This is a genomic window from Paraburkholderia haematera (assembly GCF_905220975.1).
Classification (GTDB): Bacteria; Pseudomonadota; Gammaproteobacteria; order Burkholderiales; family Burkholderiaceae; genus Paraburkholderia; species Paraburkholderia haematera.
This window is the reverse complement of record NZ_CAJNBK010000003.1, coordinates 471729-487557: the sequence shown is the minus strand read 5'-3', so window position 1 is coordinate 487557 and position 15829 is coordinate 471729. Positions and strand designations below refer to the sequence as shown.

General features: G+C 62.2%; 16 protein-coding genes. 4 read left to right on the top strand and 12 right to left on the bottom strand.

Features of this window, described 5'->3' with window-relative positions; genetic code table 11:
• Window positions 1-5: 5 nt before the first annotated feature.
• Both KHO23_RS09455 and KHO23_RS09450 read right to left on the bottom strand, forming a co-directional pair.
• The gene (locus KHO23_RS09455) at window positions 6-809 is read right to left on the bottom strand and encodes a family 1 encapsulin nanocompartment shell protein (protein ID WP_211610725.1); all 804 of its coding nucleotides are present in this window, start codon (window positions 807-809) and stop codon (window positions 6-8) included.
• Window positions 802-1857, bottom strand: a complete 1056-nt coding sequence (locus tag KHO23_RS09450; protein ID WP_211610724.1) for a Dyp-type peroxidase — start codon at window positions 1855-1857, stop codon at window positions 802-804. Before KHO23_RS09450 ends, KHO23_RS09455 begins: the two co-directional genes overlap by 8 nt.
• Before the next feature lie 451 nt (window positions 1858-2308).
• On the opposite strand from KHO23_RS09450, the gene KHO23_RS09445 reads away from it, so the two are divergent.
• Complete coding sequence (locus KHO23_RS09445; protein WP_328821953.1) at window positions 2309-2917, top strand: DUF1269 domain-containing protein; 609 nt, start codon at window positions 2309-2311, stop codon at window positions 2915-2917.
• A gap of 39 nt (window positions 2918-2956) precedes the next feature.
• Here the strand turns inward: KHO23_RS09445 and KHO23_RS09440 are convergent, their stop codons facing one another.
• The 5 genes from KHO23_RS09440 to KHO23_RS09420 all read right to left on the bottom strand — a co-directional run bounded on the left by KHO23_RS09440 (window position 2957) and on the right by KHO23_RS09420 (window position 8446).
• Window positions 2957-3100: a hypothetical protein gene (locus KHO23_RS09440; RefSeq protein WP_211610723.1), complete on the bottom strand. Its 144-nt coding sequence runs from the start codon at window positions 3098-3100 to the stop codon at window positions 2957-2959.
• Between the two features lie 181 nt (window positions 3101-3281).
• A complete protein-coding gene (locus KHO23_RS09435) occupies window positions 3282-4358 on the bottom strand; it encodes a porin (RefSeq protein WP_211610722.1) in 1077 nt (358 codons plus the stop codon).
• A 70-nt stretch (window positions 4359-4428) separates the two neighbouring features.
• Window positions 4429-5496 carry an ABC transporter ATP-binding protein gene (locus KHO23_RS09430; RefSeq protein ID WP_211610721.1) on the bottom strand — a complete coding sequence of 356 codons (1068 nt, stop codon included), beginning with the start codon at window positions 5494-5496 and terminating at the stop codon, window positions 4429-4431.
• Window positions 5489-7258 (bottom strand): ABC transporter permease, encoded by a 1770-nt coding sequence (locus tag KHO23_RS09425; protein WP_211610720.1) that lies wholly within the window; start codon window positions 7256-7258, stop codon window positions 5489-5491. The genes KHO23_RS09430 and KHO23_RS09425 overlap by 8 nt, the downstream gene beginning before the upstream one ends.
• A gap of 99 nt (window positions 7259-7357) precedes the next feature.
• Entirely contained in the window at window positions 7358-8446 is a 1089-nt protein-coding gene (locus KHO23_RS09420) for an ABC transporter substrate-binding protein (protein WP_211610719.1), read from the bottom strand.
• 115 nt (window positions 8447-8561) lie between these two features.
• On the opposite strand from KHO23_RS09420, the gene KHO23_RS09415 reads away from it, so the two are divergent.
• Both KHO23_RS09415 and KHO23_RS09410 read left to right on the top strand, forming a co-directional pair.
• Window positions 8562-9257, top strand: coding sequence for a response regulator (locus KHO23_RS09415; RefSeq protein ID WP_211610718.1), 696 nt, complete (start codon window positions 8562-8564; stop codon window positions 9255-9257).
• Window positions 9254-10672 carry a sensor histidine kinase gene (locus tag KHO23_RS09410; protein ID WP_211610717.1) on the top strand — a complete coding sequence of 473 codons (1419 nt, stop codon included), beginning with the start codon at window positions 9254-9256 and terminating at the stop codon, window positions 10670-10672. The genes KHO23_RS09415 and KHO23_RS09410 overlap by 4 nt, the downstream gene beginning before the upstream one ends.
• A 44-nt stretch (window positions 10673-10716) precedes the next feature.
• On the opposite strand, the gene KHO23_RS09405 is transcribed toward KHO23_RS09410, so the two are convergent.
• The 3 genes from KHO23_RS09405 to KHO23_RS09395 all read right to left on the bottom strand — a co-directional run bounded on the left by KHO23_RS09405 (window position 10717) and on the right by KHO23_RS09395 (window position 13887).
• Complete coding sequence (locus KHO23_RS09405) at window positions 10717-11868, bottom strand: CmpA/NrtA family ABC transporter substrate-binding protein (RefSeq protein ID WP_211610716.1); 1152 nt, start codon at window positions 11866-11868, stop codon at window positions 10717-10719.
• Window positions 11869-11878: 10 nt separating this feature from the next.
• The gene (locus tag KHO23_RS09400; protein ID WP_211610715.1) at window positions 11879-12454 is read right to left on the bottom strand and encodes an ANTAR domain-containing response regulator; all 576 of its coding nucleotides are present in this window, start codon (window positions 12452-12454) and stop codon (window positions 11879-11881) included.
• Window positions 12455-12648: 194 nt separating this feature from the next.
• Window positions 12649-13887, bottom strand: coding sequence for a cyanate transporter (locus tag KHO23_RS09395; protein WP_211610714.1), 1239 nt, complete (start codon window positions 13885-13887; stop codon window positions 12649-12651).
• Between the two features lie 266 nt (window positions 13888-14153).
• Between KHO23_RS09395 and KHO23_RS09390 the strand changes: the two genes are divergently transcribed.
• On the top strand, window positions 14154-14897 hold the full coding sequence (locus KHO23_RS09390; RefSeq protein WP_211610713.1) for a GntR family transcriptional regulator: 744 nt from the start codon (window positions 14154-14156) through the stop codon (window positions 14895-14897).
• A gap of 158 nt (window positions 14898-15055) precedes the next feature.
• On the opposite strand, the gene infA is transcribed toward KHO23_RS09390, so the two are convergent.
• Both infA and KHO23_RS09380 read right to left on the bottom strand, forming a co-directional pair.
• Window positions 15056-15328, bottom strand: a complete 273-nt coding sequence (gene infA, locus KHO23_RS09385; protein WP_012427521.1) for a translation initiation factor IF-1 — start codon at window positions 15326-15328, stop codon at window positions 15056-15058.
• Between the two features lie 132 nt (window positions 15329-15460).
• The gene (locus tag KHO23_RS09380; RefSeq protein WP_211610712.1) at window positions 15461-15742 is read right to left on the bottom strand and encodes a hypothetical protein; all 282 of its coding nucleotides are present in this window, start codon (window positions 15740-15742) and stop codon (window positions 15461-15463) included.
• Window positions 15743-15829 lie beyond the last annotated feature (87 nt).

Genomic DNA, 15829 nt, shown 5'->3' with positions numbered 1-15829 from the left:
GGCGCTTACTCCACTTGCGTCAACGACACCGACGCTTCGCCCGTCAGCATCAGGAAGGTCAGCGTCTCACGCAGATAAAGGCGCACTACCGTATCGGTATGGCTTGCATAGCCGATCGACAGCTCTTCGCCAAGATGTAACTCGAAGTCGCCGCCGCGCATGGAGACCACGCTGCCGCCCGCGAGTGCGGGCGCCCAGATGATGTCGCCATTCACGATCCGCTTGATGTGCTCGATGACCGGATAACCTTGATCGCGTGCCTCGCCGAGCGCCGTGTATGCATCGGCGCCAAGCAGCACCGAATAGGGCCCGTCAACGCCGGCAAGCCGCAGCTGTTCGAGCGCGTTGCCAATCGTGTTCGGATAACCGCTGATGTCGGCCGGCAGCGCGAACGGCGGATTCGACGAGCCTTCGCGAATGCCGCCTATGCCCGCAGCCTTGTATCCATCGAAAATCGCGCGATCTTCGGCATAGGCGAGTTCTTTTGCTGCTTCCTTTGCCGGTTGCCAGTCCGCATCTTTCGCGCCGCGCAAGACACTGTCGATCGCTTCGCGCTTCAGTTCGAACGGCACAGTCAATTCGACAAGGCTCCTGACCTCGGACAGCTTTGCCACGACGCCTTGCTGCGGCGCGGTGATCGCGATCTGGTGCCCCGTGCCGACGCCGGACAGTTCCGTTCCGCCAGGACCCTTGACATCAACCACACGACGGCCGGCAACGCTGCGCTTGAAGGTGCGCGCCACTTCGTCTTCGATCTGCGACCAGGCTGCGTGGGAGATGGGGGCAAGCTCGCGATGCAGATTATTCATGTTGAGAGATTCCCTTGAGAGAGCCAATATTCAGCGAGCCGTCGTGACGCGGCTCGGCGGACGAAGACGATTCAGGTTGTGGCCCGGCTGCTGCGGCAGCTTGCGGGTCGCGATCGGCGAGCGCGTCGAGCAAGGTCGCCGACGGGACGAAGAAGAGGCCCCCCGTGACCGCGCGGCTGTAGTCGAGCAGCCGGTCGTAATTGCCCGGCGGCCGCCCGACAAACATGTTTTCCATCATCAGCTCGATAGGTTCGGGCGAACGGGCATAACCGATGAAGTACGTGCCGAACTCGCCCATGCCGGGGCGGCCGAATGGCATGTTGTCGCGAAGGATTTTCACTTCCTCGCCGTTCTCGGTGATCGTTGTGAGGGAGCTGTGCGAACACGACGGTTTGACCGCCGCGTCGAGTTCGATGTCGGCCAGTTTCGTGCGACCGATAATGCGCTCCTGAGTCTCGACGGAAAGCGCGTTCCACCCGCTCATGTCGTGCAGGTACTTCTGCACGATGACATAGCTGCCGGCCTCGAACTCCGGATCTTCATCACCGATGAGGGTGGAATCGGTGGCCTTGCGACCGGCCGGATTCTCGGTGCCGTCCACGAAGCCCACCATGCTGCGCAGATCGAAGTTGCGAAAGCCGTGTACTTCGTCGACCACTGAGACCGCATCGCCGAGCCGTCCTGTCAGTTGCGTGGCGAGTTCGAAGCAAAGGTCCATCTGATCCGCGCGGATGTGCAGCAGGATATCGCCCGGTGTGCTCACGGCGCGGCGTTCGCCTGCGCCGAATTCGCGAAACGGGTGAAGGCATGCAGGGCGCGGGGCGCCGAACAGCGTGTCCCACACGTCGGAGCCGAAGCCGACAACGCACGACAGGTTGGCGGACGGGACGCGTTTGCCGACCGAGCGTACCAGGGCGGCAACGTCCGAGCACCACGCGCGCACCTTTTCGGCGGGGTCCTGGCCGCCCACGAAGGTCGCGACGATGAAAATCGCGCTACGTGTGATGTCATTACAAACGGCTTGCGGATCTGGAATGTCGTTGGGCATCGGATTGAATGGAGATGAACCGTTAGTGATTCCGGGAATGGAGCGAATGTTTTCCGCTTGCGTGATCACCTGTGCAAGCCGCGCGCAAATTATTCGCGCGGATGACTGAAGCACGTTTGCTGCTCGGGCCCTCGCGGACATCCATGAAGCATTGCCTCACCAACAAGCGGTGCGCAGATAGAGGGGACGGGGTTGATGCTCGTTATGCGTCCGGAGATGTTATACCGGTCGGGCACTTTATGGAAACAGTGCAAAGGCATGGCGTGAGTTCAAATGCGGCATCCCTAAGTCAGATTGGTGTCAAGCAATGTCAGGCGAGATCGTATGTTGAAAGCGATCGACATTATTCTGTCGTAAATCTATGCATCTCCTTCGATACTTCATATCGGGTCTCGCGGTCTTTTATCCTCCCGTCCTATCGTTACCATCCGATTGGCAACATCGAAGCAGGATGGTTGGCGTCAATTCATTCGCAATGCGAATGGCGGTTGAGTACTGTAAATCTGCCCGATACCATGCATCGGAAATAAACGAATGGCGCGCGCCGCGGAAATCACTATCTTTGATAGAGAGCGTTAAGGATACGAGCGATACGAGGAGCTATCAAATGGCACAACAGTTGATCGTCGCGGTTTTCGACAGCGTTGACGTCGCCGAAAGAGCGGGTCGAGACTTCCGGAATTTTGAGGAAAAGGACCTTGGTTTCAAAGTCGAGAGCGGCGTGCTGGTCCAAAAGGACGCCACAGGTAAGCTGATCCTGCTCGACAAGCAAACCCGGCCGTTTTGGGGAACCGTGATCGGCGCGCTAACGGGCGGGTTGATCGGCATGCTCGGCGGACCGGTAGGGGCGCTACTCGGCTTCACGATCGGGGCGAGCGGAGGACTGGCGGAGCATGCGATCAAAGACGCGCTCGATGACGACCTGTTCGCGTGGATGTCCAGCAAACTGACTCCGAATCACGTTGCATTCATCCTCGAGGCGCAGGAGGCGTCACCGTTTGAAGTCGACAATATCGTGCTCGGTTACGGCGGGAGCGTTTTTCGCAAACCGCTTGCCTGATCCGCGCCAGAACGTACAGGCGCCAGAGAAGTGGCACTGCTAGTGGTGCATGGCTGCAGTAACCAGAAGATGAAACGGGAGCACGAGGAGTGCCGTTCCGCCGACGCCGAGCAACCACAATGCAATGAACCAGAGCAGGCCGTGGCGAGACGTCTTACGGGTATCGCGGCTTGTCTGTGACATGGCATTTTCCTCCCGGCGAGTGATGCGCTTGTCCCGTTCGTTCGATTCATTCTAGGCGATTGAATCGGCAGGATCTATCTAAAAGAAAAGGAGCGAGACGCGGCGAAGAATCGATCTTCGCCGCGTCTCGCTCCGCTTGCGCTGCTTTGGCGTTCCAGATGCGTCATCCGTTCCAGACGCTTCAGAACCGGTGCTGGATCCCCGCCGTCACACCCGCTTGCGTATCCGCCGCGCCGATCAGATCACGCGAGAGACTGACCGCCTTGTCATGCTTGGCCATCGCATAGCCCCCCGACATATACAGCACCGTTCGCTTTGACAACGCGTACTGCGCGCGCAGCGAGAACAGTGTCGGATCGGCGTCGCTCGCGTCTTTGATGTCCTGATGGTAGACCGCGGCAAACAGCGAGATAAACGGCGTCACGTCGTATTGGCCGCCGAGCCAGTACATATCGCTGCGCAACGTCGGCGTGGCCGTGTGGAAGGTGCGCCGATAGTTGCGATACCCGGCCATCGCCTTCACCGAACCGAAGTCATAGCTCAAGCCGGCATGAATGCCCTGAATGTAGTTGGTGGTGTCCGCGGGCGTCACGCTGTCGTTGGCGCCGTTCTGCCGGTCGAACGTGGCGACGACAGCGAACGGACCGGTCTCGTAGCCCAGGCCGAAGTCATACTTGGAACTCGACTTCATGCTGCCCGGCACGTTGCCGAAGCCGTACATGGCGCCGAACTTGAAGCCAGCGTAGGTACCGTCATAACGCACGGCGTTGGCCGAACGGGAGAATATGCCGTCCTTGCGTCCCCCCGTCGCGGTGGATGACGTCGCCCACGAGTAGTTCGGTGCGTAACCCATCGGGTCGAACTGCAGCATGTAGTCGTAGGTGGTCGTGAAATTGCGGCCGAGCGTGACTTGTCCGAAGCGGTTTTTCAGGCCGATCGTAGCGCGGCGGTCGAAGATCGCGCCGGGGCCGTCGTCGAACTGGCCGTTCGCGATGTTGATGCCGCTCTCCAACTGGAAGACGGCCTTCAACCCGCCGCCGAGGTCCTCGACGCCGCGCAGGCCCCAGCGTGAGGTGTTCTTGCCGCCCGAGACGAGACGCGTCGCGCTGCCGTCCTTGCTCGCGTGATTCACGTATTCGACGCCCGCGTCGACGATCCCGTACAAGGTCACGCTCGATTGCGCATGCGCCGTTGCTGCCAATCCGGCGAGGCCGGCGCACGTTACGCCGAGGGTCGCCTTCGTCATACTCCACTTCATCAACAGTCTCCTGGGGTTGGTTTTTTTACTTCGGTTAGGGATGGGGTGCTGCTGGGTCCATCAGTACGCTTCAGCTCGCCTGCGCAAACGCCCAGCAGTCGTTGGCGGGGAATTCGATCCAGTGACGGCCGGCCGCGCGCGGCACGTGGCCGAAGGCGCGCAGGCGCAGATCGCCGCAATGGAACAGGTACTCCCAGCGGTCGCCGAGATACATCGACGTGATGAGGTCGGCCTCGAGGCGGTTTGCGCCCGGACCGTCGGCGACCTGCACGCGCTCGAGGCGAATCACTGCTTGCGCGTTTTGCCCGGTGGTGAGCGCTTCTCGCGCCTGGGCTTGCAATTGCCAGCCGTCGCCGGCCAGCGTCACGCGTTCGCCGTCGACTGCGGCAACGCGCGCATCGATCCGGTTATTGCTGCCCATGAATTCCGCGGTATAGAGCGAGCGGGGCGCGCCATACAGTTCGGCGGGCGTGCCTTCCTGTTCGATGCGGCCGTTGCGCAGTAGCAGGATGCGATCGGACATCGCCATCGCTTCGGTCTGGTCGTGCGTCACGCACAATGCGGACAGTCCCAGCGAAACGATCAGTTCGCGCAACCAGGCGCGCGCTTCTTCGCGCAACTTGGCGTCGAGATTCGACAGCGGTTCGTCGAGCAGAATGACGGGCGGGTTGTAGACCAGCGCCCGCGCAATCGCCACACGCTGCTGCTGGCCACCGGAAAGCTGATACGGATAACGCGCGGCGAGATGACCAAGGCCGAGTTGATCGAGCGCGGACTGCACGCGTTTCCTTTGCTCCGTGCTCGACACGCGCCGCAACTTCAATCCATAGCCGACGTTGTCCGCCACGGTGCGATGCGGCCACAGCGCATACGACTGAAACACGAGACCGAGCGAACGTTGCTCGACCGGCAGATCCACATGAGCCGCGCCGTCGAAGAACACCTTGCCGTCCAGTTCGATACGGCCCGAGGAGGGCTGTTCGAGTCCCGCGACCGCGCGCAGCAACGTGGTTTTGCCGCTGCCCGACGCGCCCAGCAGGCACACCACTTCGCCGGGGTTCAGTTCGAACGACACGCCTTTCAGGATCGGATTGTCGCCGTAGCTGAGAAACAGGTTGTCGACCGAGAGCTTATCCATGCAATTTCACTCCGAAGCGCAGGGCGGCGCCAAGTCCGACGCCGACCATTGCGATGTTGATGACAGAAAGCGCCGCGACCTGATCGACCGCGCCGGTCGCCCACAGCGACACCAGGAGCGCGCCGATCACTTCCGTGCCGGGCGAGAGCAGATAGACCGCGGTCGAGTATTCGCGCTCGAAGATCATGAAGATCAGGAGCCATGCAGCCAGTAGACCGAAACGCACGAGCGGCAGCGTCACGTCGAGACTGACGCGTGCCCGCGTGCCGCCGACGCTGCGTCCCGCTTCTTCGAGTTCCGGTCCGACTTGCAGCAGCGCGCTCTGAATCAGGCGCATGCCGTACGCGAGCCACACGACCGTGTAGGCGATCCAGATGCTCCACATGGAGTTCTTCAGTTCCTTCAGGCCGGGCACGAAAAGGAAGATCCACAGGAAGGCGAGACCGGCGAGCAACCCGGGCACCGCACGCGGCAGCAGCACGAGGTAGTCGAGCAGGCGCGTCGCCCAGTCGTTGCGGCGGTGGCCGGCAAATGCGACCAATGAATAGAAGCCCACGGCAAGCGCACCGCCAATCACGCCAATGCCGAGCGTGTTGAGAATCGCGCGGACCAGGTTGTCCTGCTCGAACAGCTCGGTGAAGTTGGCGAGCGTCAGTACGTCAGCCAGATTCACGCCTTCGCCCCAGTTGGTGACGAACGCGCGCAGCGTGATGCCGGAGAGCGGCACGAACACCGTGAGCAGCAACCACAATGCAACGATCGCGAGCGCCACCCAGCGCCATGCGCCGAGCGGCAATACGGTCTGACGTCCCGCTTTACCCTTGACCGTGACGAAGCGGTTCGCGCTCTTCAGCAAGCGCCGTTGCAGCAGCACCAGCGGGAACGTGATCGCGACGATGCACACGGCGACCGCGGCCATCAGGTGATACGAGGGCACGCCGAGCTTGTTGGTGAGCTTGTACAGGTACGTCGCCAGCACGAGGTGGCCTTCAGGGTCGCCGAGCACGAGCGGCAGGCCGAACACTTCGAAGCCGAGGAAGAACACCAGTACGCCCGCGAACAGCAGGGCGGGCAACGTCATCGGCAGACTGACGTCGAGCGCGACGCGGAACGGCCGTGCTCCGGCAACGCGGGCCGCTTCCTCGACATCCGAGCCGAGATTGCGCAGCGCCGCCGACGAATACAGGTACACGTGCGGCACATGCGTGAGGCCGACGATGATCGTGATCGCGAGAATCGAGTACACGCTCCAGGGCGCTTCGGCCGCGCCGAACAGGGTCTTCCACCACACCGAATAGAAGCCGACCGGGCCGGCCGCGACTACGTAGCCGAACGCGAGCACCATCGGCGAAACGAATATGGGAGTGAGCAGCAACGGTTCGAGCCAGCGGCGGCCGGGCATGTCGGTGCGCACCATCAGGAACGCGAGAATGCCGCCGAGCGGGATCGAGATGAACAGCATCCCGCCCGCGATGATGAAAGAGTTCTTCAGCGCGGACCAGAAATCGGGGTCGCTGAAAATGAATTCGAAGCCTGCAAGACCAAGCGTGCGCTTCGCGTCGAAGAACGGCGCGTTCAACACGCTCTGGAAAAGAATGAAACCGAGCGGCAGCGCCACCGCGACGGTCAGCACCGCGACGACGAGCCAGCGCAGCAGCCCCGCAAACGGCTGCAGACCGCCGCGCGGCAGCGCGCCTATCGTGCCGCCGTCGGCCGCGCGGGGTGGTGCATCGCGGTGTCCGGTTGCGCTAGTGGAAAGCATGAGTGTCCCCCTGCAGCGTGAAGCCGCATATCGACAGGTAATCAGGAAAGGCGTGGCGTCCGCGCGTTTCAGCGCAGACGCCGTCAGGTCAGTCGAGGCTTAGCGCTTGATCGACTGTTGCCATTGCTTGAGGAATTCAAGCCGCTTGGACTGGTCGAGATAGACCAGCAGGCCGGCGCCGATCGGGATCGGCTTGAGGGAGTCGCCGAGCTGCTTCGTGAGACCGGCCATCGACGTTTCGCCGTCGACGTCCGCGCGAATCGAGAACAGGCTGGCCTGATTCGCGAGCAAGGTCTGACCGCGCTGCGACAGCAGGTAATCGACCCACAGCTTCGCGGCGTTCGGGCTTTGCGCCTTCTTCGAAATCGTCACGAGGCGGCTCACCACCAGCGTGTAGTCCTTCGGATAGACGTAACCGATCGACGGGTCTTTCTTCGCTTTGCTGAGCGCGTACGAACCGAGAATGTTGTAGCCGATCAGGTTTTCACCCGACGAGATGCGCTCCATCATCGCGCCGGTGCTCGATTGCAGTTTCGGGCCGGTTGCGCCCATGGCTTTCACGAGGTCCCACGTGACTTGCGGATTGACGCGCGCGTCTTGCGTCAGATAGTTGAAGCCGACACCGGATTTTTCGATGTCGTAAGTCGTGACCTTGCCTTTGAACTGTTCGGCTCTGGTTTGCAGCAGCTTGATCAGATCCGCGCGCGTTTGCGGCACTTCGCCCGCGGGCAGGAGGCGCTTGTTGTAGACGATCGCAAGGGGCTCGTACGTGGTGCCGTACGCCTGCTTCTGGTACTGCGCCCATTGCGGCAACTGCTTCGCTTCGGGCGATTCGTAGCTGGCCATCAGGCCGTCGTTGACGAGCTTGACCTGCAAGTCCATCGCCGAGCTCCACAGCACGTCCGCGCTCGTGCTGCTGGCCGCGTTTTCGCTGATGTAGCGGTTGTACAGCTCGGTGCTGTTCATGTCGTTGTATTCGACCTTGATGCCGTACAGGCTTTCAAAATCCTTGATAAGCGGACGTACGAGGGCGGTGTCCGTGACCGAATACACGATCAGTTTGCCTTCCTTCTTTGCCCCATCGACGGTGGCCTGATAGTCGCTGGGATAACCGGCCGGGAAGGCCGCCCATGCTGAGTTTGCGGCGAATGCAACGGCTGCGGCGAGATACTTCAAAGAGATTTGCACGTCTTCCTCCAGAAAACATTGTGTTTGTTTTGTGTAGGCGAATGGTAAGAGAAGCATGCTTTCTGAATGCTTTCAATTTTCGAAAGAAATGCGTCACAATGGTCGAATTCGCCTCATGGATTTCCCTGGGATTCTGCTTATGCGTGTGCTGCTCGTCGAAGACAATCCAATCCTTTTCCGCTCGCTGACCGATGCGCTGACCAGCGCGAAACTCACCGTCGATTGCATGCATGACGGTGAGTCCGCCGACTACGTGTTGAGGACGCAAGACTACGCGCTGGTGATTCTCGATATCGGTTTGCCGAAGCTCGACGGCCTCGAAGTTTTGCGCCGTCTGCGCGCGCGCCGAAACGCGGTGCCGGTGTTGATGCTGACCGCGCACGGTTCCGTGGAAGAGCGCGTGCGCGGCCTCGATCTCGGCGCCGACGATTACCTCGCCAAGCCCTTTGCGCTCACCGAACTCGAAGCGCGTGCGCGGGCCCTGCTGCGCCGCAGCCATGGCCAGGAGCCGCTGCGCGCGCAGTGCGGCACGCTGCTTTACGACAGCGTCGACCGCGGCTTCACGCTCGACGGCGAGCCGCTCGCCTTGACTCCGCGCGAGCGTTCGGTGCTCGAGGTGCTGATCCTGCGCAACGGCCGCGCGATCAACAAGGACACGCTCTCGGAGAAAATCTTTGGGCTCGACGAATCGGTGAATGCCGATGCCATCGAAATCTACGTGCACCGCTTGCGCAAGAAGCTCGAGCGCAGTTCGGTCGGCATCGTGACGCTGCGCGGGCTCGGCTATCTGCTGGAAGCGAAAGGCGCATGACACGGCCGAATCTGCGCGTGCGTGTCGCGCTCTGGTTGTTGCTGCCGCTGCTTCTGCTGCTCGCCTTCGATGCATGGCTCACGTACCAACGCGCCATGAACGCGGCGCACGCGGCCTTCGATCGCACGCTGGAGTTTTCGCTCCGTTCGATACGCGACGGCATCCGGTTGCGCGATGGTCAAATCGAGGTCGATCTGCCCTATCTGGCGCTGGAGATGTTCGAATCGAACGGCGGCGGCAACATCTACTACCAGATTTGCGAGGAGGGCGGCCGGGTGGTGACCGGCTATCCAGATCTGCCGGCAGGCACGAAGGCGCCGGCCGACCCCTACAGCGTGCAGTTTTATGACGACGTGTTTCGTGGGCGCCCGCTACGCATCGCCATGCTGCGATTGCCGGTCCACGACGTGCCCTCAGCGCAGACGCGCGTGGTGCTGGTGCGGGTCGGTGAAACGATCGAGCAGCGCCAGGCGTTGGCGCGCGAGATTCTGACCGGCTCGTTGCAACAGGAATTTCTTCTGGTGGTGCTCGCGCTCGGCATTGTGTGGCTGGGTGTTGCACGCGGCTTGCGGCCGCTGAACCGCTTGTCGGCCAAAGTTGCCGCGCGTGCCGAAGACGATCCGGCACCGCTCGATACGGTGGGTTTGCCGAGCGAAGTCGCGCCGCTGGTCGATTCGATCAATCAGTACATTGGCCGCACGCAGTTGATGCAGTCGTCGCGTCGGAGGTTTTTTAACGATGCCGCGCATCAGTTGAAGACACCGCTTGCCGTCATTCAGGCGGAGTCTGAACTCGCGCTGCGCGATATCGACGGTGGTGAGGAGCCGTTGAAGGGCAGCCCCCGGCAAGGCGTGCATTTGCGGCGGCTGAATCGCGCGGTGCAGCAGGCGGTGCGTATCGTCCAGCAATTGCTGTCGCTCTCGCGGCTCGATGCGGACAGCGGTTACACGATCAGGCATGCCGCCGTGCCGTTGCACAAAGTGGCGCGGAGCGTGACGCTCGACTGGTCACCGGTAGCGCGCTCGCGCGGCATCGATCTTGGCTTCGAACAGGACGTGCGCATAGACGTGATGGGCCAGACCGATCTGCTTGCGGAACTGGTCGGCAATCTGATCGACAACGCCATTCGTTATTCTGGCGATGGGGCGGTGATTACCGTACGCGTTGCATGCGAAGATGAACAACCGGTGCTGCAGGTGATCGACAACGGTCCGGGGATAACCGCGGGTGAACGCGACGCGGTGTTCGAGCGTTTCTATCGCAGCGAAGCGAATCAGGCGGTCGAGGGCAGTGGCCTGGGTTTGTCGATCGTGCGGGAAATCGCGCGCGTGCATGGCGCGTCGATTGCGTTGAGCGATGCGCCCGGCGGCGGCCTCGTGGTCAGCGTGCGGTTTCCGGCGTTAAAGGCCGCGTGACGTTCACACAGCGCTCACACAGCGCTCACGCTGCAACCGCAACGTTATGCGCGGATGGTGAAGCTCTGCGCGTAAGCGTTGGATATCGAATGGTTACCCCACACCTTGCCGTCAATTAGCACTTGTGCATGCTCGTCGCCTGGTACCGCTACACCGACGCGTGCGGCCGCCTCGCGATACAACTGCGTCTGATTGATTTGCGCCGCGATTTGCGCATAGTCCGCGCGTGCGTCGATCATGCCCCAGCGTTCGAATTGCGTGAGGAACCAGGCGCCGTCGGCGGCGCGCGGGTAGTTCACCGCGCCGTTGTCGAAGAACCGCATGGGCAGGCCGCCCGGCGCCGAGGTGGCGATCTCGTTGCCGAATCGCGCGGCGATCAGGGATTCGTCGATACCGATGAATTCGGGCCGCGCGAGCCAGCGTGCAATCTCCTCGCGATGGCCCGCGCCGTCGAGCCAGCGGCACGCTTCGAGCATCGTTTGCACGAGGGCGCGCGCGGTATTCGGATTCGCGCCGACAAAATCGCGCCGGCAGGCCAGCACTTTCTCGGGATGATCGGGCCACACCTCGCTCGTATAAGCGATCGTTCTGCCGACGCCGTTCGCTTCTGCCATCGCGTTCCACGGTTCGCCGACGCATAGGCCGTCGAGTTGGTCCTTGGAAAGCGCGGCGACCATTTGCGGCGGCGGAATCACGACGCTCTCGATATCGCGCAACGGATGCACGCCTTGCGATGCGAGCCAGTAGGACAGCCACATCGCGTGCGTGCCGGTGGGGAAGGTCTGCGCGAACACCGGTTTGCGGCCGAGCGTCGCCAACGCCTTGGGCAAGGTGCCGTGTTCGGCCAATGCATCGGCGAGACGCGTTGAGAGCGTGATGGCCTGGCCATTGCGATTGAGCACCATCAGCACGGCCATATCCGTTTGCGGACCGCCGAGGCCGAGTTGCACGCCGTAGACGAGACCGTAGAGCACATGCGCCGCGTCGAGATCGCCCGACAGCAGTTTGTCGCGCACGGCGGCCCATGACGGCTGGCGGCACAATTCCAGCGTCAATCCATGCGCGTGGCCGAATTCGAGCAGCTTCGCGGCGACGAGCGGCGCGGCATCGGACAGTGCGACGAAACCGAGCCGAAGATGGGTTTTCTCGAGCGGCACAGGCGCGGAGGTTGGAGAGAGGGGGGCTGAAGAGTTCATGAGCGGCGCTTCATTTGAGCGATTCTGCCGACGCGATGACGTCGCGCGCGACATCGGCGAGTTTGATGCCCTGGTTCATCGCGCGCTTGCGCAGGTTGGCGTACGCAGCGTGTTCGGTGATCTTCTGTTGATCCATCAGCAGGCGTTTGGCGCGATCGATCAGCTTGCGTTCGCTGAGTTCGGTCTCGACTTGCGCGAGGCGTTCGCGTAACTGCGACTCCTGCGCAAACCGTGCGAGCGCAACTTCGAGAATCGGCGCGAGCCGTTCCGTGGCGAGACCTTCGACGAGGTAGGCCGTGACGCCCGCGCCCACCGCGTCGCGAATCAATTGCTGGTTCGCGTCGTGACTGAACATCAGCACCGGACGCGGCGCGGTGGCGTTCATGACCGCGAGTTGTTCGAGCGTGTCGCGCGACGGCGATTCCGTATCGATGATGATGACGTCCGGCCGTTCGCTCTGAACCACGCTGTGCAGCGCTTGCGGCGTCGCGGTGCCGGCCAGCATCTCATAGCCGAGCCGCGCGAGGGCATCGCGCAGATCGCCAATGGGCTTATCGGTATCGGTGACGAGGAGAACACGCAGCATGGAGTGTGATTGAAGGACGGCTGGATACCATTAAAGCAACAGGTATGCCAGACGATCGGCGCTGCGATAAAGCGAGCGCAATCACGAGCTTGCGAACGGGGCAGGGATCGGTGCCTGCACCGGCGCGGGGCATGCGGGCGACATGCACCGAAGCGGCGCGTCGCACCATTCAGGCGGCGCGCGGCGCCGTCAAATCAATTCCATTCCCCATAACTCCGGGGCGAAAACACAAAACTGACTGCAATCATGGCGGCAACGCTTGCAGCCAGCATGATCCAGGCGGCCGCAAAGCTGCCGCTCCAACCCCGAACAACCCCGGCAATAACAGGTGCAATGGCTGCCACAACGAACCCGACACCTTGAGTAAACGCGACGAGCTTTCCAGCAACGCTGTGATGCGCGGCGTGATCCATCGCGGTAACGAGGGTCAACGAAAAAGTCCCACCGAGCCCGGCACCGGCGACGCCCACCCATAGCAACGGTGCAGCATCGGGCCAGACAATCAACCCAAGCAAGCCGGCCAATTGGGCGGACAAACCAAGAATCAACCACGGCCTCCGATCACGAAACCGCGCAGCGGCAAGCGGCAACAGCAAAGCCGCTGTGGCTTGAAAAACGGTCATCCCGGCAAGCAGCGAACCGCTCTTCGCCACGCTCAGGCCATGCTGCTGATAGAAAGCGGGCAACCAGGCAACGAGACTCGTATATCCCCCGTTGACGATCCCGAAGTACAACCCAAGCGTCCACGCGCGCCGCTTGCGCCAAAGCGACAAAGCCACCGCGTCCACTGGAGCCGCGTGTACCGGCGCGCCGTTCGAAGGCCCGCGATTCAAACCCAGCCAGCACAGCAGGGCGACAAAAGCAGGAATCGCCCACACGGCGAGCCCCGCATGCCACGACCCCATCGTGCTGCTGACCCACGGGCTCATACTGGCGCCGAAGCCGCCGCCGCCCATGATCGATGCTGAGAAAACGCCCATCGCCAACGGAACGCGTGCAGGAAAGCGCTGCTTCATGACGGCGGGCAGCAGCGCCTGGATCGCCGCGACGCCGACGCCCGCGAGCGCCGCCGTCGCAAGGAGCGCGGCGCCGCTGGTGGTCGACCAGCGTGCGCCGCAAGCAAGCGCGATCGCCAGCAAACCGAGTGCAACGCCGCGCGTTTCGCCGATCAGCCGGGTGAGCGCGCCGGCGCCGAATGCGCCAATGCCCATCGCGACGACCGGCAGGCTGGTGAGCAACGAGGCGCCGGAAAAGCTTAGCCCGGTTGCCGCGCGGATCGTCGTCATCAACGGACTGATCGACGTCAGCAAGGGCCGCAGATTGACGCCGATCACAACAATCGCGCCCAGCCATAGCGCGTCCCGCCACGTGAGTGTCTGGGATGCGTTGTTGACGTGGGTTTGAATCGGATTGGCGCTGGAGTGCGAATTCACAATAGACCTGGAGGTGAGTGTGGGCGACGCCTTGCGAGCGGGAAGAGGACGCTGTGCGACGGCGACGGCGGCGGCAAGACGGGTAACGATGCTCGAGCACGTTGAAAAATACCGTGCGAGACTATTTTGGTCAACCATAGTAACCTAAAATGGTTAACCATTTTTCTGATGTCCGGTATAAGCGCCCGGGCGCCGGTAGATGGCGTCCGCCGCTGCGCGTCGCTACAATGCCCGGCGATATCGCTCCGTTCTCAACTACCGAATTCATGGCCTCCCGTTCCTCGCGTTCGCCGTCCGCCGACGCCGACCTACCCATCCGCAGCGTGTCCGGAGACGACTCGATCAGCGTCGAGGAGCGCATTTACGCGTCAATTACCGCGGCGTTGTTGCAAGGCCGTCTGCGGCCCGGCGCACAACTGGTCGAGCGTGACCTCGCCACGGCGTTCGGGTGCACGCGCGGCGCGTTGCGCAAGGTGCTCGCGCGGCTGGGGTTCGAGGGCAAGCTGGTGCTCGAGGCGAATCGCGGCGCATTTGTGCCGTCGCCATCGGAAGAAGATATTCGTCAGGTGTATCGCGCCCGGCAGATTGTCGAGGCGGGCATCGTCGCGGCTTTGTGCGGGTGTTTGAATGCGGCTCACAAGCGCCGTCTGCGCGCCCATGTGCGCAGCGAAGAGAAGGCGTCATGCGCCGGCGCGGTCGAGGACTCCGTGCGGCTCGCGGGCCAGTTTCACGTGTTGTTGACGGAACTGGCGGGCGGTACGGAATTGCTCGGTCTGGTTGGGCAACTCGTCGCGAAGACGGAGTTGTATAAGGCGCTGTTCGACCCGTCGAAGGGTTCGACCTGTTCCGCTGACGAGCATATGCAGATCATCGAAGCGCTCGATGCGGGAGACCTGCATGCGGCACTGGCGGCGATGCGCGAGCATCTGTCGGAGCTGGAGGAGCGGGTGGTCGAACAGGTGCGCAGAAGCGCCGCCGGAGAGGATCTCGGTGCGGTGTTCGGGGTGTAGAAGGGGAAGGGCAATTGATGCGACGCCGCAGCGCGCCGCTCAGGCTCGAGTCATCGAGTCAAGCCGGAGAAGGCGCGTGTAAGGCTTCGCGAACAACGAACAACGAACAGCAATGGCCACGCAAAGACCGTCAAGAAGCGGTCAGCGTGCCGGCAGCCTTAACGGCGACGGAATTGCGTATTGCGTGCGCCACCACCACCGGTGGCACGCTCGTCTTTGTGACGGAAGTTGATCCGGCCTTTGGTCAGATCGTAAACCGACAGTTCAAGCGTCACGCGGTCGCCCGCGAGAATACGGATATGGTTCTTGCGCATGCGTCCGGACGCGTAAGCGCCAACCACGACGCCGTTGTCGAGCGTCACGCGGTAACGGCTATCCGGAAGTACTTCGTCGACGATACCGTCAAGTTCAAGCAGTTCTTCTTTCGCCATGCATAACTCCTGGTCGATGGGATAAGTGGGTGTTGGCCGCACGGCCAAGCCGCCGGCGCAACATCTGATACGGTTAACAGTTGGCTTTCAGGCCAACTGCTGCGGCACCAGCGGATTCGCTGATGGTACCGCTCAAAGATCGGCGACGGACTGGCCGTCTACGCGGCCGTCGATCAATTGCTCGGCATGGGCCATGCACGCAATGCGCGCCTTGCCCGTGCCGTCGAACGGAAACAGATACTGCAGACGAAACACACGCCCGTCGGCTGCCGGATTGGCGCCCACGCGGCAAATGCGTACCGATGCGTCATAGCCTGCGTCCGGATTGCGGCTCGTCTGACCGTCCGTCGGGCGGCGCGGATAGACGAGCGGGTGAATTTCATAACCCTTGTACGTCTTGACAACTGAATTCATGAAGCACGTGTCCTGTATTACGTGGCCCCCGTGTCACGCGTGTTACGCGCAGCACAACAGGCCCGGCAGCGCAGCACCATAGGGCGC

Bases quoted from the DNA above. Each gene is read 5' to 3' on its own strand.
- infA (WP_012427521.1), bottom strand. From the start codon at position 15,328: ATGGCGAAAGAAGAACTGCTTGAACTTGACGGTATCGTCGACGAAGTA.
- KHO23_RS09435 (WP_211610722.1), bottom strand. From the start codon at position 4,358: ATGAAGTGGAGTATGACGAAGGCGACCCTCGGCGTAACGTGCGCCGGC.
- KHO23_RS09425 (WP_211610720.1), bottom strand. From the start codon at position 7,258: ATGCTTTCCACTAGCGCAACCGGACACCGCGATGCACCACCCCGCGCG.
- KHO23_RS09405 (WP_211610716.1), bottom strand. From the start codon at position 11,868: ATGAACTCTTCAGCCCCCCTCTCTCCAACCTCCGCGCCTGTGCCGCTC.
- KHO23_RS09410 (WP_211610717.1), top strand. From the start codon at position 9,254: ATGACACGGCCGAATCTGCGCGTGCGTGTCGCGCTCTGGTTGTTGCTG.
- KHO23_RS09380 (WP_211610712.1), bottom strand. From the start codon at position 15,742: ATGAATTCAGTTGTCAAGACGTACAAGGGTTATGAAATTCACCCGCTC.
- KHO23_RS09430 (WP_211610721.1), bottom strand. From the start codon at position 5,496: ATGGATAAGCTCTCGGTCGACAACCTGTTTCTCAGCTACGGCGACAAT.
- KHO23_RS09415 (WP_211610718.1), top strand. From the start codon at position 8,562: ATGGATTTCCCTGGGATTCTGCTTATGCGTGTGCTGCTCGTCGAAGAC.
- KHO23_RS09400 (WP_211610715.1), bottom strand. From the start codon at position 12,454: ATGCTGCGTGTTCTCCTCGTCACCGATACCGATAAGCCCATTGGCGAT.
- KHO23_RS09455 (WP_211610725.1), bottom strand. From the start codon at position 809: ATGAATAATCTGCATCGCGAGCTTGCCCCCATCTCCCACGCAGCCTGG.
- KHO23_RS09445 (WP_328821953.1), top strand. From the start codon at position 2,309: ATGGTTGGCGTCAATTCATTCGCAATGCGAATGGCGGTTGAGTACTGT.
- KHO23_RS09450 (WP_211610724.1), bottom strand. From the start codon at position 1,857: ATGCCCAACGACATTCCAGATCCGCAAGCCGTTTGTAATGACATCACA.
- KHO23_RS09390 (WP_211610713.1), top strand. From the start codon at position 14,154: ATGGCCTCCCGTTCCTCGCGTTCGCCGTCCGCCGACGCCGACCTACCC.
- KHO23_RS09440 (WP_211610723.1), bottom strand. From the start codon at position 3,100: ATGTCACAGACAAGCCGCGATACCCGTAAGACGTCTCGCCACGGCCTG.